Genomic DNA, 16,962 nt, shown 5'->3' with positions numbered 1-16,962 from the left:
GTGGGGGTGTGGTCGTGCCCGGGGCGCGGGTGGCCGGTGGTCGCTCGCGCGGCTCCCCGCGCCCCGTCGAGGGCGTTTCCCTACAGCACCTTCGAGGCGCCCACCGGCATGTCCCACAGGTTCTCGCGGGGCAGACCCGTCTTCTCCCAGGCCGCCCGCACGCGCGTGAGGGGTTCCAGGACCGGCTCGGCCGACAGCACGAACGTGGCCCAGTGCATGGGGGCCATCCTGGTCGCTCCCAGGTCCTGGGCCGCCCGGACCGCTTCCTCGGGGTCGCAGTGGACGTCGCTGAGCCACCAGCGGGGGTCGTAGGCACCGATGGGCAGCAGCGCCAGGTCGATGCCGGGGTAGCGGCGGCCGATGCGGGAGAACCAGTGTCCGTACCCCGTGTCGCCCGCGAAGTAGACGCGTTGGCCGTCCTGGTCGGTGAGCACCCAGCCGCCCCAGAGGCTGTGGCAGGTGTCGGTGAGGGTGCGCTTGGACCAGTGGTGGGACGGGACGAAGTCGAAGCGGACGCCGTTCAGTTCGGCCGCCTCCCACCAGTCGAGCTCGGTGACGCGGGTGAAGCGGCGGCGGTGGAACCAGCCGGCGAGCCCGGCCGGGACGAACACGGGGGTGTCGCGCGGGAGCCGGCGCAGGGTGGGGGCGTCCAGGTGGTCGTAGTGGTTGTGGCTGATGACGACGGCGTCGACGCGCGGCAGGTCCTCCCAGGGGACGCCGACGGGCGTGATGCGGGCCGGGGTGCCGAGGATGCGGCGGGACCAGACCGGGTCGGTGAGGACCGTGAGCCCGCCGATCCTCAGGATCCAGCTGGCGTGTCCCGCCCAGGTGACCGCGACCGTGCGGGCGTCGACGCGGGGCAGCGGGGCGGGGGCGTAGGGCAGGCGGGGGATGTCGGCCAGGCCCTCGGGGCCGGGTCTCACGGCGCCTTCGCGGGCGAAGCGGGCCATGGCCTTCAGGCCGGGCAGCGGGGCGGTCAGCCGGTCGTGGAAGGTGCGCGGCCACACCCGGCGCTCGGCCAGCGGCCGGGGTTGGGCCAGCGGCGGGTACGGGGCCGCCACGGGGGACGGGAGGGCCGCGGGGCCGGTGTCCCGGGTGGCCGGGCCGGTGGCCGTGCTGGTGGTCGACTCGGACTGCTGCGTCATCGCGCAGGCTCCCCTCGCTGAGCGTCGTCGCGGAGATCGTCGAAGACCGACTTCAGATGGATCAACGCGCGTTGCACGTGCGGCAGTTCCAACGGCGTGGGTGAGGTGAGGCATTCCGCGCGTTCGGTGTCGGAGCCGCCCATCAGTGCGCCGGTGGAGAGCCGCACGCGCGGGGCTTCGAGGCCGTCGCCGAAACGGTGGCCGCCCGGCGCGGGCATGCCGAGCCGGGCGCTGAGGAAGTCCTCCAGTTCCTGCGCGTCCCCGACGCCGTGCGCGGCCAGGGCGGGGCGCAGCGGGCCGAGGTCGGCGTACAGGTGGCGGCCGGACCGCGGGGGCCGGGCGAGGGCGCCGGCGGAGACCACGGCGTCGTGCGCGGCGGCGGCCAGGCGTGCGTGCAGTCGCACGGCGGCGGTCACGCGCTCGGTGATCGGTCCGGGTTCGGCGAGGGCGTACCCGGCGGCCGCGGCGACCGGGGCGGCGACCCGCCCGTCGAGGGCCGTGAGCACGTCGAGCACCCGCGCGTGCAGGCCGTCGGCTTCGTCGCCGGCCGGGAAGCGGGCGACGGCGGCCGGCCAGCCGGGCGGGAGGAGGGCGCCGGCCAGGTCCGAGACGACGACGACCCGGTCGGGCAGCATCTCGGCGGGGCTGAGCAGCACGGTGTCGCGCGGTTCGTGCAGGGTGTCGCGCCAGGTCTCGTCGCTGACCAGGTGCAGGCCCTCTCCCTGGGCGGCCTCGACGGTCTCGTGCAGCAGCTCGGGCGGGGCCACGGTGGCCGTGGGGTCGTCGGCGACGGACAGCACCAGCAGCCGCGGGTCGCCGCCCTCGGCGCGGACCCGGCGCACGGTCTCCAGCAGGGCGTACGGGTCGGGGACGCCGCCGCTCTCCGGCGGGGTCGGCACATGGAAGGCGGGGCGCCCCAGCAGGCGTGCGTACGGCCCCCACCAGGCGGCGCAGGGTCTCGGCACGAGAACGTCGCCGCCGAGGGCCGCGGTCAGGGCGAGGAGCAGGGCGGGCGCGCCGGGGGCGGCGGCGACGCGGCCGGGGTCGCAGTGCAGTCCGCGCCGGTCCCAGTAGCCACAGGCGGCCTCGCGGAGGGCGGGGCCGCCGCCGACCGGCTCGTGGCCGCCGCGGGAGGCCGCCGCCGCCAGCACGGCGGACAGTTCCGGCAGCACGGGCAGGCCGTCCTCGGGGATCGGCGGCCCGAACCGGACCGGGCCGTGGCCTTCCGGGTCCGTCCGCCGCATCCGTACCTCCGCAGTGACTCGTGCCGCCGTGTCGGGTCGCCTTCGGCGCCTGCGCCGTCCGCTGCCCGGTGGTCCGTACGGTGCGGCTCGTGCCCTCGGCCGTTGAGTACCCACGGGACGGCCGCCGCATGAGCCCCGCCGGGGTCGTGACGGTCACAGCATGAGCGGGGCGGGGCCGGGGAAGCGGGGGGCTCGCGAGTCAGTGGTGCACGCCGGAGGCCGGTGGTGCGCGCCGGGGGCGCGGTGGTATGCGCCGGGCGTGGGTGGTCAGTGGTGTGCGCGGGTGGTCAGTGGTGTGCGCGGGTGGTCAGTGGTGTGCGCGGGTCGTCAGTGGTGTGTGCCGCTCCCCCGGTTGCGCAGGCGGTGTACGGCGGCCCCGCACGCGCCCGCGATCAGCAGCCCGCCGGCGACCAGGGCCGGCACGGAGTCGGTGAAGGCGCCGCCGTCACCGGCCCGCACACCGCGCTGGACGGGCGCTTCGCCGCACGCGGTGGGGTGGGGTTCGCGGTGGTGCGACGGTCCGGGACAGGGGTGGTGGTGCGTGGGCTTGTGGGTGGGCCGGTGGGACGGTGGGTGCGGACCGGTTCCGTGAGCCACCGTGAAGGTCGCGCTCCATTGCCTGCCCTCCCCGCCGGGTGCGGCCGGGCAGGTGCCGTCGACGGTCCACGCGGAGTCCTCGCCGAGGGCGTCCGGATCGCCCTCGAAGTTCTCGGCGGAGGCGATGAGGGCCGTCCCGCGGTACGCGGGGCCGGACAGCTCGTCGTCGTTGCCGCTGACCTTGTGGAGCGCCACCGTGCCCTCGTCGAAGGCCTGTGAGGTGGCGTCGATGCTCTCGGGCGGGGGTCCCCCGTCCGGATCGCAGGTGACCGAGATCGTGAGCGTGCCCCCGGGCCGGACGGTGGCGGGAGCGACCTCGGCGGCGGGTTCGGCGGACGCGGCCGGTACGAAGCCCGCCAGGGCCGGACCGGCCAGGGCGGCGACGGACAGTGCGTGGAGGGTGCGGCGCATGGAGCGAGCTCCTTCGGGCGACGGCGGGAAGGCCCTGCCGCCATCACAGCGAGCCCGGCGCGGCGCCGCGCGCCGCCGACCCCCATTAGCGGGACGGCACCCGCCGACCGGGTGAACGCCGTGCCCTGGGCCGGGTCCGTGGAGCCCGGCGCGTCGCTCAGCGAGTACCCGTCCTCGCTGCCGGGCAACCCCGCGTCCAGGGACAGCGCCGTGAAGCTCTCCAGCGCCTCCAGACCGGCGCGGACGTCCTCCTCGCTCGGGACGTGCGCGTTTTCCGCCGTCGCGCGGGGTGACTCGTACGGCCGGCGGTGTCGTCACGCGTCCGGGAGGTCGTACATGAGCAGCAAGGTCTCCGACCACGTCCTGCGCAGGCTGCGCGAGTGGGGAGTGGAGCACGTCTTCGGCTACCCGGGTGACGGCATCAACGGCCTGCTCGCGGCGTGGGGCCGGGCCGAGAACGAGCCGCGGTTCGTGCAGTCGCGGCACGAGGAGATGTCGGCGCTGCAGGCCGTCGGCTACGCCAAGTTCAGCGGCCGTCTCGGGGTGTGCGCCGCGACGTCGGGGCCGGGCGCGATCCATCTGCTGAACGGCCTGTACGACGCCAAGCTGGACCATGTGCCGGTGCTGGCGATCGTCGGGCAGACGCACCGCACCGCGATGGGCGGCTCCTACCAGCAGGAGGTGGACCTGCACACGCTGTTCAAGGACGTCGCCTCGGACTTCGTGGAGACGGTGACGGTGCCCGAGCAGCTGCCGAACGTGCTGGACCGGGCGATCCGCACCGCGTACGCTCGGCGCTGCCCGACCGCGGTCATCATCCCCGGCGATGTGCAGGACCTCGACTACGAGCCGCCGTCGCACGAGTTCAAGATGGTGCCCTCCAGCCTGGACCGCAGTGGGTGGACGGCGGTTCCGTCCGACGACTCGGTGCGGCGGGCGGCCGAGATCCTCAACTCCGGTGACAAGGTGGCGATCCTGGTCGGCCAGGGCGCGGCCGGCGCGCGGGCCGAGGTGGAGCGGATCGCCGAACTGCTCGGCGCGGGCGTCGCCAAGGCGCTGCTCGGCAAGGACGTCATCAGCGACGGACTGCCCTACGTCACCGGCTCGATCGGCCTGCTGGGCACGCGCCCGTCGTACGAGCTGATGCGGGACTGCGACACGCTGCTGACGATCGGCTCGTCGTTCCCCTACTCCCAGTTCCTGCCGGAGTTCGGCAAGGCGCGGGGTGTGCAGATCGACATCGACCCGCACATGATCGGGATGCGCTACCCGTACGAGGTCAACGTGGTCGGCGACGCCAAGGTGACCCTGGAGCGGCTGATCCCGCTGATCGAGGGGGGCCGCGGCCGCGAGTGGTACGACACGGTGTGCGACAACGTGACGCACTGGCGTGACGTCATGGAGCGCCGGGCCGCGCTGGAGGCGGATCCGGTCAACCCGGAGCACGTGGCCCGGGCGCTGGACCCGCTGCTGCCGGACAACGCGATCGTCACCTCCGACTCGGGCTCGACGGCGAACTGGTACGCGCGGCACCTGACCATGCGGGCGGACATGCGCGGCTCGCTCTCCGGCACGCTGGCGACGATGGGCTGCGCGGTGCCGTACGTGATCGGTGCGAAGTTCGCGCATCCGGACCGGCCGGCGATCGCGCTGGTCGGGGACGGTGCGATGCAGATGAACGGCATGGCGGAGCTGATCACCGCGGCGAAGTACCGCCACCTGTGGGACGATCCGCGGCTGGTGATCGGGGTGTGGAACAACCGCGATCTGAACCAGGTCACCTGGGAGCTGCGGGCCATGGGGGGCGCGCCCTCGTTCCTGCCGTCGCAGGAGCTGCCGGACGTGCAGTACGCGGCGTTCGCGCGGTCGCTGGGACTGACCGGCATCCGGGTGGAGAAGCCGCAGGACGTCGAGGCGGCCTGGCGCGCCGCGCTGGAGGCGGACGGTCCCGCGGTGGTCGAGTTCCTGACCGACCCGGCCGTCCCACCGGTCCCGCCGCACGCCACCTGGGACCAGATGGAGGCGACCGCCGCGTCGCTGCTGAAGGGTGACGCGGACCGGGGACCGGTGGTCAGGCGCGGCTTCAGGGCGAAGGTGCAGGAGTTCCTGCCGGGGCGGGAGAAGAAGTAGCGGCCGCGGTGGCGGGGGCAGCGCCGGCCGGTTCGCGCCGGCCGGTGTCGCCCTGTGGCAGCAGCAGTTCCTCGTATCGGCCCAGGCTCAGCACCACCCCGAGCATCAGCAGCGGAATGAGCACAGCGAGCAACGCCATGACGTGTCCTTCCCCAGGGAGGTGTGGGGGGTGCGGTCCGGGTCTCCCGCAGCCGGTGGCGCAAACCGGGGCGCTCCGCGGATCCGGGGCCGCCGGACCCGTGTCGGCTCCCGGTGTTCGGGTACGCGGTGCGGACCCCCGAAGGTCTGGAGGGAGACATGCAGCGAGGCAGCGACCGGCTGAGCGTCCACCGGGACGACGAGATGAAGCACGAACTGCAGGGTCTGCTCAGGTCCGGGCACCCCACGCGCAGTGAGGAGTGGCACGACCCGGAGCCGGCCGCCGAGGACGACCCCGACGTCGCGTACGGTCCGGTGACGCCGAGCCGCGGGCCGTCGTCCCTGGAGTCGGTGCGGCTGGACCTGGCCCGGATCCTGGGCCGCAGGGCGTTCCCCGCGAGTGCGCGCGAGCTGGCCCGCGAGTTGCGCGGCCGTCAGGCGCCCGACGCGCTCGCCGAGGCACTGGAGCGGCTGCCGCGCCAGGAGCGCTACGGCAATGTCCAGGAGCTGGCCCAAGCCCTGGTCCGGGCCCGGGAGACCGGCCCGGAGGAGTACGCGTAGGGGCCGCGCGAGGGCACCGCGGCCGCGCCGGAGGGTGCGCCGCGGTGCCCCCGTCGGCCGGCAACGGACGGAGACACCGGTGAAGGCCGAGTTGGTGAAGGACGTGATGACTCCGGGTGTGGTCGCCGTGCGCCCGGACGCCTCGCTCGTCGAGGCGGCGCAGCTGATGCGCACGCAGAACATCGGCGATGTGGTGGTGGCCGACGGGCAGGACGTGATCGGGGTGCTCACCGACCGTGACATCGCGGTGCGGGCCGTCGCCGACGGCGCCGACCCGATGACGGTGAGCGCCCGGGCCGTGTGCACCAAGAACCCGGTCACCGTGACGCCGGACGACAGGGTGACGACGGCGGTGGCGCTGATGCGCGAGCACGCGGTGCGCCGGCTGCCGGTGGTGGAGAACGGGCTGCCGGTCGGCATCGTCAGCCTCGGCGACGTGGCCGAGGCCGAGGACCCCGGGTCGGCGCTGGCGGACATCAGCCGCGCCGAGCCGGACGCCCGCGGCGACACCTAGCCCGGATCCGGGCAGCGGAGCCGAAGCAGCAGACACAGCAACAGGAAAGGACGTCGAACACCATGCGTATCGCGTTTCTGGTCGCACCCGAGGGCGTCGAGCAGGTCGAGCTGACCGATCCGTGGCAGGCGGCGAAGGACGCCGGTCACGAGCCCGTGCTGGTGTCGACGAAGGAGGGGGAGATCCAGGCGTTCAACCACCTCGACAAGGCGGACACCTTCCCGGTCGACGAGGTCGTGGGCGAGGTGTCGCCCGGTTCGTTCGGCGCGCTGGTGCTGCCGGGCGGCGTGGCCAACCCGGACTTCCTGCGCATGGACGGCGAGGCCGTCGCCTTCGTGCGGGACTTCTTCGAGCAGGGCCGCCCCGTCGCGGCGATCTGCCACGCGCCGTGGACGCTGGTCGAGGCGGACGTCGTGCGCGGCCGGGTACTGACCTCGTGGCCGAGCCTGCGGACGGACATCCGCAACGCGGGCGGCACCTGGGTCGACGAGCAGGTGAAGGTCTGCGACCACGGAGCGAACAAGCTGGTCACCAGCCGCAAGCCGGACGATCTGAAGGTGTTCTGCGAGACGTTCCTCGACGTCTTCGCCCGCGAGGCCGCCTGACGGCGGCGGCTGCGCCGGGCGCGGACGTCACGGAGTACGGAGCCGCCCCACGCCTCGGCGGCGTGGGGCGGCTCCGTGTGTCGTGTGCGGTGCCGTGCGGGGCTCAGGTGCCGGGTGTCGTGGGAGTCGCCGACTCCCCGCTCCCGCGCTCCCGGGCCCCTTCGCGCGTGCGGCCGGCGGCCACCGGGCGGTTCGGGTTGCGGCGCAGGTACTCGCCCTCCAGCTGCGCCATACGCTCGTTGTGGGCCCGCAGCGCGTCGTTCGAGCCGTACAGCAGTGTGTCGTGGCGCGTGCGGTGGATGGTCTCCAGCTCCTTCATGAGCTGCTGGTCGTCCAGCCGGTCAGGGTCCACTCCGGTCATCGTGTCGCCCCGCTCGTCGTGTTCGTTCATGCGGTCCGGGTACCCGCCCCGGGAGCAGCTGAGCACTGCCCCCGAGCGGCATCCGGAGGAGCCATGGATCTCGCTTTCCTGCACCCACTGTACGAACACCCCGGCCCTTGGGCCTCGGTGTACGTCGGCACCTCCCGGCACACGGAGGACACCTCCCACGAGCGCCACCTCACGGCCCAGGCGATGGCCCGGCAGCTCGCCGCGCAGGGCGCGGACGAGGCGACCTGCCGGGCCGTGCAGAGCGCGATCGAGGATCTGCGGCACTCGTCCGAGCCACACGGCCGGGCCCTGTTCGCCCGGGCCGGCGAGGTGGTCCTCGACCCACCGCTGGTCCGTCCGCCGCGGGGCGGCGACTGGGCCGAATGGGCGCCGCTGCCCCGCGTCACGCCGTTGCTGGAGCTGGCCGGCGAGGACCCGGTGTGCGTCGTCGCCTACGTCGACCGCAAGGGCGCGGACTTCGAGCTGCGCAGTGCGCTGGGCCGGGAGGACGCCGGGGGCGTGACCGGGCGGCAGTGGCCGGTGCACCGGACGAGCTCCGTGGACTGGTCCGAGCGGCATTTCCAGCTGCGGGTGGAGAACACCTGGGAGCACAACGCCGCGGAGGTCGCCGACGCGCTCGCCGTGTGCCAGGAGGAGACGGAGGCCGATCTGCTGATCCTCGTCGGCGACGACCGTGAGCGGCGGTCCGTGCACGAGCGGCTGCCCAGGCGGCTGCACGAACTCGTGGTGGAGGCGCCGCACGGCACCGGCAGCCGGCTCCTGGACGACGACGTGGAGCGAGCCCGTGCCGAGCACGTGGCGCGGCGGGCCGAGGCGGAGCTGGAACGGTTCCGCGCCGCCCGCACGCCGGACGACGAGGGCCGGGCCGGGGCCGTCGAGGGCGTTCCGGCGCTGATCGAAGCGGCGCGCGAGCACCGCATCGACGAACTGCTGATCAGGCTCGACGGGCCCGACGCGCACCGCGAGGTCTGGATCGGCGAGGACCCCGACCAGGTCGCCGTACGGCGGACCGACCTGAAGGTCCTCGGCGAGCAGCACTCGTGGCCGGCCCGGGCGGACGACGCGTTGATCCGCTCGGCGGTGGCCACGGACGCGAACGCCCTGTCGGTCTCCACGCAGGAGGTGCCCACGGGCGGCCTGGGAGCGCTGCTGCGCTGGAAGTGACCACAGCGGCCAGGCCCTCCGCGTAGGGCCGGGCCGCTGTGTGCGGCCAGGCCTCCGGCCGGGGCCGCACCGGCGCGGGCCGGCACCGCTGTGGAGCCGGATCCCGGCGCGCGGCGCACCCCGGCGCGCGACCGGGCTCTGGCTGCGCAGCCACGATCCGGCGCGCGCAGTGTCACATCCGGTGCATGGCCGGGCCTGTACGGGAGCCGAATCCCGGACGTGGTCCGGCCCCGGCATGAGACCGCAGCCCGACGCCGGGCCACGACCGCCGCGGAGCCGGATCCCGGCGCGCGGCGCACCCCGAACGCGGCCCTGCCCCGGCCTGAGACCGCACCCCGACGCCGGGCCACGACCGCCGCGGAGCCGGATCCCGGCGCGCGGCGCACCCCGAACGCGGCCCGGCCCCGGCATGAGACCGCACCCCGACGCCGGGCCACGACCGGCGCGGAGCCGGATTCCGGCGCGCGGCGCCCCCCGAACGCGGCCCTGCCCCGGACGCGGCCCTGCCCCGGCGTGAGACCGCACCCCGACGCCGGGCCACGACCGGCGCGGAGCTGTATCCCGGGGCCGCTGGGCCACGGCCCGCGCGGAGCCACACCCCCCGCAGGAGCCTGCCTCTGCGCCGGGCCGGAGTCCGGCGGAGTGCGGAGGCGGCCGGCCCCTGCCCAGGCCAGGCCAGGCCTAGCGGGCTCGTTCCACCCTGCGTTCGTCCCACACCGGTTCCGGGGTCTCGCGGACGCGGCCGTCGCTGCCGAAGACCAGGTAGCGGTCGAAGGAGCGGGCGAACCAGCGGTCGTGGGTCACCGCGAGGACCGTCCCCTCGAAGGCCTCCAGGCCCTCCTGGAGCGCCTCGGCCGACTCCAGGTCCAGGTTGTCGGTCGGCTCGTCGAGCAGCAGGGCCGTCACGCCTTGCAGCTCCAGCAGGAGGATCTGGAAACGGGCCTGCTGCCCGCCGGACAGCCGGTCGAACGTCTGCTCGGCCTGGTGAGTCAGCTCGTAGCGGCGCAGCCGGGACATCGCGGCGCCGCGGTCCTGCGCGTGCTCCTTCCACAGCACGTCCAGCAGCGTGCGGCCCTCCAGCTCCGGGTGCGCGTGCGTCTGCGCGAAGTGGCCGGGCACGACCCGGGCGCCCAGTTTCCACTGCCCCGTGTGGGCCACGTCGTCGCCGGCGAGCAGGCGCAGGAAGTGGGACTTGCCGGAGCCGTTGGAGCCGAGGACGGCGACGCGCTCGCCGTAGAAGACCTCCAGGTCGAAGGGCTTCATCAGGCCCGTGAGCTCCAGCTTCTGGCAGGTGACGGCCCGGACGCCGGTGCGGCCGCCCTTGATCCGCATCCTGATGTCCTGCTCGCGCGGCGGCTCCGGCGGCGGGCCGGCCTCCTCGAACTTGCGCAGGCGGGTCTGGGCCGCCTGGTACCGGGACGACATCTCGTGGCTGACCGCGGCCGCCTGACGCAGGTTCAGCACGAGCTTCTTCAGCTGGGCGTGCTTCTCGTCCCACCGCCTGCGCAGTTCCTCGAAGCGGGCGAAGCGCTCGCGCCGGGCGTCGTGGAAGGTGGCGAAGCCGCCCCCGTGCACCCAGGCGTCCGCGCCGGCCGGGCCGGGTTCCAGGGAGACGATGCGCTGGGCGGCGCGGGCGAGGAGCTCGCGGTCGTGGGAGACGAACAGGACGGTCTTGCGGGTCTCGGCGAGGCGTTCCTCCAGCCACCGCTTGCCCGGCACGTCGAGGTAGTTGTCCGGCTCGTCGAGGAGGAGGACCTCGTCGGTGCCGCGCAGCAGGGCCTCCAGGACGAGCCGCTTCTGCTCGCCGCCGGACAGGGTGCGGACCTGACGCCACTGTGCCTTGTCGTAGGGGATGCCGAGCGCGGCGGTGGTGCACATGTCCCACAGCGTCTCGGCCTCGTACCCGCGGGCCTCGGCCCAGTCGGCGAGGGCCTGGGCGTACGCCAGCTGGGCGGCCTCGTCGTCGACGGTCATGAGGGCGTGCTCGGCGGCGTCGACGGAGCGGGCCGCCTCGCGGATGCGCGGGGTGGCCACGGAGACGAGCAGGTCGCGCACGGTTGTCTCGTCGCGTACGGAGCCGACGAACTGCCGCATGACGCCGAGGCCGCCGCCGACGGTGACGGACCCGCCGTGCGGTCTGATCTCCCCGGCGAGCAGACGCAGCAGGGTCGTCTTCCCGGCGCCGTTGGGCCCGACGAGGGCGACGACTGCGCCCTCCCCCACCCGGAACGACACGTCACCCAGCAGTGCCCTTCCGTCGGGCAGGTAGTACTCCAGGTGCGCGGCTTCGAGGTGACCCATGGCGGCGATTCTGTGCGCCCGGGGCCGGGGCGGGCAAACGCATTTCCGGCGGAGGCCGGCGGAGGTCGCGCCCGCCCGCCACCCCGGGCACCTGGCGCGCGGTCAGACCTTCCGCAGCGGCCGGTGCGGCTGCGCCGGGAGTTCCGTCCTGATCAGGTCGCCCGGGCGCACCACACCGCCCTCCCGCACCACGCTCATGATCCCGGCCTTGCGCACGACGTTGCCCGCCGCGTCCCGGCCGACGACCCGCTTGAGCAGCCCCGCCCGGAAGCGGTCGATCTGAAGGCAGGGATTGCGCAGCCCGGTGACCTCCACGACGGCGGAGTCGCCGATGTGCAGCAGCGTGCCGGCCGGCAGGCCGAGCAGGTCGATGCCCCGTGTGGTGATGTTCTCGCCCAGTCCCCCGGGCGCCACCTCGAACCCCGCCTCGCGGACCTCGGCGAGGAGTTCCTCGTGGATGAGGTGCACCTGGCGCAGATTCGGCTGCGTGGGATCCTGCGCGACCCGCGAGCGGTGCCTGACCGTCACACCGGCGTGCACGTCCCCCTCCACCCCCAGGCCGGCGAGCAGCGTGATGCTGTCCCGGTTCGGCTTGGTGAACGAGTACTCCCCGTTGCTGCTGACCGCCGTGACACGCCCGCTCATGGCCCCGGTCCCCCTCCGAAGTAGCGATGCCGGACTCCGACCCTAACCCCGGCGGCGGTGCGCCGGCTCCTGCCGGGCACCCGCCCGTCATGACGACCCCCGACCCGGACCTCACCGCCACTAAGCCCGGGCGGCATCCCTCGCGCGACCGCGCTCTCGCCCTGGACGCCCGCCGCCACCGGGCCGTCGCGGCCCGGCGTGGGCGGGGCGTGCCCCCCGTGCCGCCGGGTCCGGGTGGCGGCGCGGTCCACGGCGTGGTGTGGTGGGCGGCGGCGGCCGCGCTGGCGGCGAGCCGCACGCCCCGCGCCCGCCCGGCGGCGACCCGGGGCCTGGCCTCGACGGTCCTGGCCTCCCTCATCCTGCAGGCGCTCGGCCCGCGCCCGGTCCACCGCCCCGCGGCCGGGCTCGCCCTGGAGTCCCCAGCGGCAAGCGATGTCACGTCAGTCCGTATCGCGAGACGGAGGTCTCATTATTCGGTACCACTGCGTACGGTAGGTCCCCTGCCGACCGCAACGGAAGGGGTGGGGTCCGCCATGCCGGAACCTCGGGAGACCGCCGTCTACACGCACGGGCACCATGAATCGGTGCTGCGCTCGCACACCTGGCGGACCGCCGCCAACTCGGCCGCTTATCTGCTGCCTTCGCTCAAGCCGCACATGAGGGTCCTGGACGTCGGCTGCGGGCCAGGCACCATCACGGCCGACCTGGCGGAACTCGTGCCAGACGGGCATGTCACCGGGGTCGACCGCGCGCCGGAGATCCTGGCGCAGGCGCGCGCCACGGCGGCGGGACGGGGGCTGGCCAACACCGACTTCGCGGTCGCCGACGTGCACGCCCTGGACTACCCGGACGACACCTTCTGCGTGGTCCACGCCCACCAGGTGCTCCAGCACGTCGGCGACCCGGTGCGAGCGCTGCGGGAGATGAAGCGCGTCACCCGGCCCGGGGGGCTCGTCGCCGTGCGGGACGCCGACTACGAGGCGATGACCTGGTTCCCGGCCTCCGAGGGGCTCGACGCCTGGCTCGACCTGTACCGCCGGGTGGCCCGTGCCAACGGCGGGGAGCCGGACGCGGGGCGCCGGCTGCGGGCGTGGGCGCTGCGGGCCGGGTTCACGGACGTCACGGCCGGTTCCGGCACCTGGACCTTCGCCACTCCCGGGGAACGGGCCTGGTGGAGCGGCCTGTGGGCCGATCGCACGCTGGCGTCGGCGTACGCCGGCCGGGCCGTGGAGGGCGGACACGCCAGCGCGGCGGAGCTGCGGGAGGTGAGCGGGGCCTGGCGGGAATGGGGCGCCCGGGAGGACGGCTGGTTCAGCGTGCTGCACGGGGAGATCCTCTGCCGGAAGGACGCCTGACCCGGGTCCCCGCCCCCGGGACCGACCGGGGTCAGTCCCGGGGCAGCAGCGGTCCGAGCGGCCCGAGGTCCAGATTGAGGTCCTCCGGCCGCAGTCCGTAGCGGTCGCGCAGCTCCGCCATCCGCTCCTCCAGCAGCATGAGCGTGAGGCCGATCCGCTCCTCCTGGTCCTCGCTCAGGTCCCCCACGTCGAACCGTCGCAACGCCTGGCGCTCCATCAGCTGGCGCAGCAGCTCGACCACCGTCAGCACGAGTTTGACGAGGTCGCGCTCGACGGTGTCGGGCTCCAGATCCAGCCGCTTGCGCGGCGGGCGGCCGGGTTCACCGGGTTCCCGCGAGGGCTCGGGGGAGGTCACAGCAACTCCTCGAACGGTGAGGGCACCTGGGCGTTCACCGAACTGATCAGCGCGTTGAGGTCGATGCGGACGAGGTCGACGTCGGCGATCCGCAGCGTGATGTCCCCCGTGATGACGACACCGCCGGCCAGCAACCGGTCCAGCAGGTCCACGAGGGCCACCTCACGGCGTTCCACTACGGTCACGGCTTCTCCCCGTCACTCATGCGCCCTCCCCGGCGAACGAATAGGCGGCCCAGGGGCCGGTGAGTTCGACGCGCATCCCGGGGGCTTCGTCCTTCGTGCGGTCGACCATTTCCACGAACTCCTCGGAGCGCGCCCGCGGTACGAGGTAGGCGGCGTTCAGCACGTTCCGTCCGGACACCTTGGAGAGCGCCGGGTTCTGCGGCGGATGCAGCCGGGAGTCCTCCGCGAACGCGGAGAGCCTCTCGTGCAGGCTGGTCGAGAACGCCTCGGCCTTCTGCCACATCTCCTCGTGCGACCTGGTCTGCATGCGCCGCCGGCGCAGGTAGTCCCGGCCCGAGGCGGGCTTCTGCGCGGGCCGGGCGCTCTCCTGCGGTTCGGACTCGGCGTAGACCTTGACGCCCCACTCGACACGGCCCTCCAGCCGGTCGAGGGTGCGCCGGAAGTCCTCCTCGCGGGCCTCCATCATCGTCCGGACACCGCTGTCGTCCACGAAGACGGTGCCGAGCCGCAGCGGCAGCGGGGTCGTGACGGTGGTGAGCGCGTCGATCACGCCCTGGTGGGCGCGGGCGGTAGCGGTCAGCCAGTCCAGGTCCTCCAGATGGGCCCGGAGCGGCTCCTCGGCGAAGTCCTGCTCCGGTACGTGACTCACCACGGCCACCAGGCCGCGGTGAGTCAGTGCGCGGGGCGGATCGCCCGCCACCCCTGTCAACTGGGCCTGGAGCGGGGTACTGAAGGGGCGGCAGACGGCGTAGACGTACCGCAGTCCGGTCACGGTGCCTCCTTCTTCTCCGCGCGGCCGGGCTCCAGTTCCTCCAGCCGGGCCAGCCTCTCGCGCAACTCGGCGTTCTCACGGGCCAGTTCGTCGCGGCGGGCCCGCGAGCTGAGAGCCGGGTCGGTCTCCCACCAGTCGATGCCCATCTCCTTCGCCTTGTCGACGGAGGCCACGATCAGCCGCAGTTTGATCGTGAGGAGTTCGATGTCGAGCAGGTTGATGCGGATGTCGCCCGCGATCACGATGCCCTTGTCGAGCACACGTTCAAGGATGTCGGCGAGGTTCGCGCCGCTCCCCTGGCCGTAGGGTTCGGGCATCCTGCTGGGCGTCGTCATCGCCGGCTCCCCGCCTCGACATCCTGGTCCTGGGCCTCCTCGGCCTCCTCGGCCTCCTCGTCGTCCTCCTCATCCTCGTCGTACTCCGCCTCGGGCTCCTCCTCGTCCGCGGGCTCGGCCTCGTCGTACTCGGCCTCGTCCTCGGCCTCGTCCTCGGCTTCGTTCGCGCCCTCCGGCTCCCCGTCCTCCTCTTCCTCTTCCTCTTCCTCGTCCTCGTACTCGCCCTCGGGCTCCTCGCCCTCCGGCTCCTCGTCCTCCTGGTCCTCGTTCTCCTGGTCCTCGTCGCGGGGCTCCTGCTCCGAGCCCTCCTCCGACTCCGACTCCGACTCTTCCTCGGCGAGGGCGTCCTCGTGACTGGTGACGACCTCGCCGTCGCGGATCTCGCCGCGCCAGCCGTCCTCCGCCTCGCCCTTGATGGTGATGAAGCGAACGAAGTTCTTCAGGTCGAGCCGGGCGCGGCGGCCCTGGGCGCGCCAGATGTTGCCGGTCTTCTCGAAGAAGCCGGACGGGTAGTACTCGATGACGAGCAGGACGCGGGTCAGGTTGTCGGTGAGCCGGTGGAAGGAGACGACGCCCTTCGTGGTGCCCTTGGCGCCCTCCGACGTCCAGGCGATCCGGTCGTCGGGGATCTGCTCGGTCGTCGTCGCCTTCCAGCTCCGGTTGGACCACCAGATCTTCGCCTGCCAGTCGGAGTGGGTGTCGTCGTCGCGGCTCGCGCTCTTGACGCCCTTGGCGAAGGTGCTGAAGTCCTGGTACTGCGTCCACTGATCGTAGGCGGTGCGCAGCGGCACACCCACGTCGATGTGCTCGATGATGACGGTGGGCTTGTTTCCGGAGCGGCCCTTGCCCTTCTTGCCGCCGCCCAGGTTCTTGAAGGCGCCGGTGACCTTGTCCTTGAGGTGCGAGCCACCGGTCTCCAGCGCGGCGCGTACCGGCCCCTTGCCCTCGGCGAGCTTGCGCCCGCCGGACAGGGCGAGCTTGCCGAGGCCGGGGCTGCTGCCCTCGGCGATGTCGTTCAGCTTGCCGGTGGTCTCGCCTAGCTTGCGGCCCACGCCGGTCAGCATGCGTGTGGCCTGCGCGGCGAGGTACTCCTGCACCTCCGCCTTGAGCCGGTCCGCGGCCTCGCTGTGGGCCATGCCGGCGAGCGGGTTCTTCGACGCTCCGTTCGCGGCGGACTTCGCCGATCCGACGGTGTCGGTCATTCCTCACCGCCTCCCTTCGGCTGCCGGGAGCGGCTGCCGCCGCCCCGGTTCCCCGTGGCCGTCTTCTTCGCGGCCGAGGTCTTCCGTGCCGCCGCCTTCTTCGCGGGGGCCTTGCTGGCGGAGGCCTTCTTCGCGACCTTCTTCGCCGGAGCCTTACTGGCGGAGGACTTCTCCGCCGCCGGCTCCTCGTCCTCCTCGGAACCGGAGTCCTCGGGCTCCTCGTCCTCCTCGGAACCGGAGCCCTCCGGCTCCTCGCCCTCGGGCTCCTCGTCGTCGGCGTACTCGGCCTCGTCGTCCTCGTCGTCCTCGTCGTCCTTGCTCCGGCCCGGCACCGCGCCCGACAGCTGGTCGCGCACCTGGGCGGTGCGGCCGTGCAGCCGGTCGGCGAGCGCGTCGATCTGGCGCTCGACCAGGGCGCCGGAGGCGGCCTTGCCGACCCCGCGCAGGTCCTCGCGCAGCTGGTCCCCGATCTCCTTGAACTGCGGGTTGTTCCGCAGCTGTTCCTGGAGCAGCTCGGCGACCATGCGCGGGCTCAGGTTCAGCTTCTTCCCGGCGACCAGACCGCCGACGGCCACCGCCATCTTCAGCTTCTTGGTCCGGCCCAGGAGGTATCCGGCCCCTATGGCGAGACCCAGTCCCATTCGGTTCATCGTGTCGTCCCGTTACCTGTTCCCGCGCCTCCGCGCGAAGCGGTCTCCAGCCGGTCGAGGAGTTCGTCCTCCTGTCGGTCGAACTCCTCCTCCGTGATCTCCCCGGCCTCCAGCTGCTCCTCCAGACGGGCCAGTTCGGCCCGGATCGTCGCGGGGTCGTAGTAGATCCGCTCGGCCTCCTGGACGACCTGCTTGATGGCCCAGGCGCTGCCGCGCACCGGTGCGAACGGCAGCAGCAGCACCTCAGAGATCAGACCCACGT

General features: G+C 73.5%; 20 protein-coding genes and 1 pseudogene. 6 read left to right on the top strand and 15 right to left on the bottom strand.

The window, feature by feature from the left end:
• Positions 1 to 80 precede the first annotated feature (80 nt).
• The 4 genes and pseudogenes from ABTZ58_RS27150 to ABTZ58_RS27135 all read right to left on the bottom strand — a co-directional run.
• Complete coding sequence (locus tag ABTZ58_RS27150) at positions 81 to 1,145, bottom strand: MBL fold metallo-hydrolase (RefSeq protein WP_351361831.1); 1,065 nt, start codon at positions 1,143 to 1,145, stop codon at positions 81 to 83.
• Entirely contained in the window at positions 1,142 to 2,389 is a 1,248-nt protein-coding gene (locus tag ABTZ58_RS27145) for an aminotransferase class I/II-fold pyridoxal phosphate-dependent enzyme (RefSeq protein WP_351361828.1), read from the bottom strand. The genes ABTZ58_RS27150 and ABTZ58_RS27145 overlap by 4 nt, the downstream gene beginning before the upstream one ends.
• A gap of 327 nt (positions 2,390 to 2,716) precedes the next feature.
• Positions 2,717 to 3,397 carry a hypothetical protein gene (locus ABTZ58_RS27140; protein WP_351361825.1) on the bottom strand — a complete coding sequence of 227 codons (681 nt, stop codon included), beginning with the start codon at positions 3,395 to 3,397 and terminating at the stop codon, positions 2,717 to 2,719.
• A gap of 101 nt (positions 3,398 to 3,498) precedes the next feature.
• A pseudogene (locus ABTZ58_RS27135) lies at positions 3,499 to 3,675 on the bottom strand (B/F/G family RNA polymerase sigma-70 factor); the annotation flags it as partial.
• Positions 3,676 to 3,733: 58 nt separating this feature from the next.
• Here ABTZ58_RS27135 and ABTZ58_RS27130 point away from each other — a divergent pair.
• Complete coding sequence (locus tag ABTZ58_RS27130) at positions 3,734 to 5,527, top strand: thiamine pyrophosphate-requiring protein (protein ID WP_351361822.1); 1,794 nt, start codon at positions 3,734 to 3,736, stop codon at positions 5,525 to 5,527.
• Here ABTZ58_RS27130 and ABTZ58_RS27125 read toward each other — a convergent pair.
• Positions 5,481 to 5,666 carry a hypothetical protein gene (locus tag ABTZ58_RS27125; protein WP_351361819.1) on the bottom strand — a complete coding sequence of 62 codons (186 nt, stop codon included), beginning with the start codon at positions 5,664 to 5,666 and terminating at the stop codon, positions 5,481 to 5,483. The genes ABTZ58_RS27130 and ABTZ58_RS27125 overlap by 47 nt on opposite strands.
• Before the next feature lie 158 nt (positions 5,667 to 5,824).
• Here ABTZ58_RS27125 and ABTZ58_RS27120 point away from each other — a divergent pair, with 158 nt between their 5' ends.
• The 3 genes from ABTZ58_RS27120 to ABTZ58_RS27110 all read left to right on the top strand — a co-directional run bounded on the left by ABTZ58_RS27120 (position 5,825) and on the right by ABTZ58_RS27110 (position 7,345).
• On the top strand, positions 5,825 to 6,226 hold the full coding sequence (locus ABTZ58_RS27120) for a DUF2795 domain-containing protein (protein ID WP_351361816.1): 402 nt from the start codon (positions 5,825 to 5,827) through the stop codon (positions 6,224 to 6,226).
• A gap of 79 nt (positions 6,227 to 6,305) precedes the next feature.
• On the top strand, positions 6,306 to 6,740 hold the full coding sequence (locus ABTZ58_RS27115) for a CBS domain-containing protein (protein ID WP_351361813.1): 435 nt from the start codon (positions 6,306 to 6,308) through the stop codon (positions 6,738 to 6,740).
• Between the two features lie 62 nt (positions 6,741 to 6,802).
• The gene (locus ABTZ58_RS27110) at positions 6,803 to 7,345 is read left to right on the top strand and encodes a type 1 glutamine amidotransferase domain-containing protein (protein ID WP_351361810.1); all 543 of its coding nucleotides are present in this window, start codon (positions 6,803 to 6,805) and stop codon (positions 7,343 to 7,345) included.
• A 103-nt stretch (positions 7,346 to 7,448) separates the two neighbouring features.
• On the opposite strand, the gene ABTZ58_RS27105 is transcribed toward ABTZ58_RS27110, so the two are convergent.
• Positions 7,449 to 7,736, bottom strand: a complete 288-nt coding sequence (locus tag ABTZ58_RS27105; protein WP_309094203.1) for a DUF6158 family protein — start codon at positions 7,734 to 7,736, stop codon at positions 7,449 to 7,451.
• Positions 7,737 to 7,799: 63 nt separating this feature from the next.
• On the opposite strand from ABTZ58_RS27105, the gene ABTZ58_RS27100 reads away from it, so the two are divergent.
• Positions 7,800 to 8,900, top strand: coding sequence for a baeRF2 domain-containing protein (locus ABTZ58_RS27100; RefSeq protein WP_351361806.1), 1,101 nt, complete (start codon positions 7,800 to 7,802; stop codon positions 8,898 to 8,900).
• 681 nt (positions 8,901 to 9,581) lie between these two features.
• Here the strand turns inward: ABTZ58_RS27100 and ABTZ58_RS27095 are convergent.
• Positions 9,582 to 11,201 carry an ABC-F family ATP-binding cassette domain-containing protein gene (locus tag ABTZ58_RS27095; RefSeq protein WP_351361803.1) on the bottom strand — a complete coding sequence of 540 codons (1,620 nt, stop codon included), beginning with the start codon at positions 11,199 to 11,201 and terminating at the stop codon, positions 9,582 to 9,584.
• Positions 11,202 to 11,303: 102 nt separating this feature from the next.
• Positions 11,304 to 11,846: an MOSC domain-containing protein gene (locus tag ABTZ58_RS27090; protein ID WP_351361800.1), complete on the bottom strand. Its 543-nt coding sequence runs from the start codon at positions 11,844 to 11,846 to the stop codon at positions 11,304 to 11,306.
• Positions 11,847 to 12,379: 533 nt separating this feature from the next.
• Here ABTZ58_RS27090 and ABTZ58_RS27085 point away from each other — a divergent pair.
• A complete protein-coding gene (locus tag ABTZ58_RS27085) occupies positions 12,380 to 13,201 on the top strand; it encodes a methyltransferase domain-containing protein (RefSeq protein ID WP_351361797.1) in 822 nt (273 codons plus the stop codon).
• A gap of 31 nt (positions 13,202 to 13,232) precedes the next feature.
• Here the strand turns inward: ABTZ58_RS27085 and ABTZ58_RS27080 are convergent, their stop codons facing one another.
• The 7 genes from ABTZ58_RS27080 to ABTZ58_RS27050 are packed head-to-tail and all read right to left on the bottom strand — an operon-like array spanning position 13,233 to position 16,960.
• On the bottom strand, positions 13,233 to 13,556 hold the full coding sequence (locus ABTZ58_RS27080) for a gas vesicle protein K (RefSeq protein WP_351361794.1): 324 nt from the start codon (positions 13,554 to 13,556) through the stop codon (positions 13,233 to 13,235).
• On the bottom strand, positions 13,553 to 13,741 hold the full coding sequence (locus ABTZ58_RS27075) for a gas vesicle protein (RefSeq protein ID WP_003994122.1): 189 nt from the start codon (positions 13,739 to 13,741) through the stop codon (positions 13,553 to 13,555). Before ABTZ58_RS27075 ends, ABTZ58_RS27080 begins: the two co-directional genes overlap by 4 nt.
• A 16-nt stretch (positions 13,742 to 13,757) precedes the next feature.
• Positions 13,758 to 14,513 (bottom strand): GvpL/GvpF family gas vesicle protein, encoded by a 756-nt coding sequence (locus ABTZ58_RS27070; protein ID WP_351361791.1) that lies wholly within the window; start codon positions 14,511 to 14,513, stop codon positions 13,758 to 13,760.
• Positions 14,510 to 14,848, bottom strand: coding sequence for a gas vesicle protein (locus ABTZ58_RS27065; RefSeq protein WP_309094210.1), 339 nt, complete (start codon positions 14,846 to 14,848; stop codon positions 14,510 to 14,512). The genes ABTZ58_RS27070 and ABTZ58_RS27065 overlap by 4 nt, the downstream gene beginning before the upstream one ends.
• On the bottom strand, positions 14,845 to 16,050 hold the full coding sequence (locus ABTZ58_RS27060) for an SRPBCC family protein (protein ID WP_351361788.1): 1,206 nt from the start codon (positions 16,048 to 16,050) through the stop codon (positions 14,845 to 14,847). The genes ABTZ58_RS27065 and ABTZ58_RS27060 overlap by 4 nt, the downstream gene beginning before the upstream one ends.
• Complete coding sequence (locus ABTZ58_RS27055; RefSeq protein ID WP_351361785.1) at positions 16,047 to 16,700, bottom strand: DNA primase; 654 nt, start codon at positions 16,698 to 16,700, stop codon at positions 16,047 to 16,049. The genes ABTZ58_RS27060 and ABTZ58_RS27055 overlap by 4 nt, the downstream gene beginning before the upstream one ends.
• The gene (locus ABTZ58_RS27050) at positions 16,697 to 16,960 is read right to left on the bottom strand and encodes a gas vesicle protein GvpG (RefSeq protein WP_351361782.1); all 264 of its coding nucleotides are present in this window, start codon (positions 16,958 to 16,960) and stop codon (positions 16,697 to 16,699) included. The genes ABTZ58_RS27055 and ABTZ58_RS27050 overlap by 4 nt, the downstream gene beginning before the upstream one ends.
• Between the last annotated feature and the right edge of the window lie 2 nt (positions 16,961 to 16,962).

Origin of the sequence: Streptomyces sp. NPDC094143, assembly GCF_040303825.1 — a bacterium.
In the GTDB taxonomy this organism is placed as follows: Bacteria; Actinomycetota; Actinomycetes; order Streptomycetales; family Streptomycetaceae; genus Streptomyces.
Note: the sequence above shows the minus strand (reverse complement) of the source record. Positions and strands in the feature narration are given on the sequence as shown.

Bases quoted from the DNA above. Each gene is read 5' to 3' on its own strand.
- ABTZ58_RS27150 (WP_351361831.1), bottom strand. From the start codon at position 1,145: ATGACGCAGCAGTCCGAGTCGACCACCAGCACGGCCACCGGCCCGGCC.
- ABTZ58_RS27145 (WP_351361828.1), bottom strand. From the start codon at position 2,389: ATGCGGCGGACGGACCCGGAAGGCCACGGCCCGGTCCGGTTCGGGCCG.
- ABTZ58_RS27140 (WP_351361825.1), bottom strand. From the start codon at position 3,397: ATGCGCCGCACCCTCCACGCACTGTCCGTCGCCGCCCTGGCCGGTCCG.
- ABTZ58_RS27130 (WP_351361822.1), top strand. From the start codon at position 3,734: ATGAGCAGCAAGGTCTCCGACCACGTCCTGCGCAGGCTGCGCGAGTGG.
- ABTZ58_RS27125 (WP_351361819.1), bottom strand. From the start codon at position 5,666: ATGGCGTTGCTCGCTGTGCTCATTCCGCTGCTGATGCTCGGGGTGGTG.
- ABTZ58_RS27120 (WP_351361816.1), top strand. From the start codon at position 5,825: ATGCAGCGAGGCAGCGACCGGCTGAGCGTCCACCGGGACGACGAGATG.
- ABTZ58_RS27110 (WP_351361810.1), top strand. From the start codon at position 6,803: ATGCGTATCGCGTTTCTGGTCGCACCCGAGGGCGTCGAGCAGGTCGAG.
- ABTZ58_RS27105 (WP_309094203.1), bottom strand. From the start codon at position 7,736: ATGAACGAACACGACGAGCGGGGCGACACGATGACCGGAGTGGACCCT.
- ABTZ58_RS27100 (WP_351361806.1), top strand. From the start codon at position 7,800: ATGGATCTCGCTTTCCTGCACCCACTGTACGAACACCCCGGCCCTTGG.
- ABTZ58_RS27095 (WP_351361803.1), bottom strand. From the start codon at position 11,201: ATGGGTCACCTCGAAGCCGCGCACCTGGAGTACTACCTGCCCGACGGA.
- ABTZ58_RS27090 (WP_351361800.1), bottom strand. From the start codon at position 11,846: ATGAGCGGGCGTGTCACGGCGGTCAGCAGCAACGGGGAGTACTCGTTC.
- ABTZ58_RS27085 (WP_351361797.1), top strand. From the start codon at position 12,380: ATGCCGGAACCTCGGGAGACCGCCGTCTACACGCACGGGCACCATGAA.
- ABTZ58_RS27065 (WP_309094210.1), bottom strand. From the start codon at position 14,848: ATGACGACGCCCAGCAGGATGCCCGAACCCTACGGCCAGGGGAGCGGC.
- ABTZ58_RS27060 (WP_351361788.1), bottom strand. From the start codon at position 16,050: ATGACCGACACCGTCGGATCGGCGAAGTCCGCCGCGAACGGAGCGTCG.
- ABTZ58_RS27055 (WP_351361785.1), bottom strand. From the start codon at position 16,700: ATGAACCGAATGGGACTGGGTCTCGCCATAGGGGCCGGATACCTCCTG.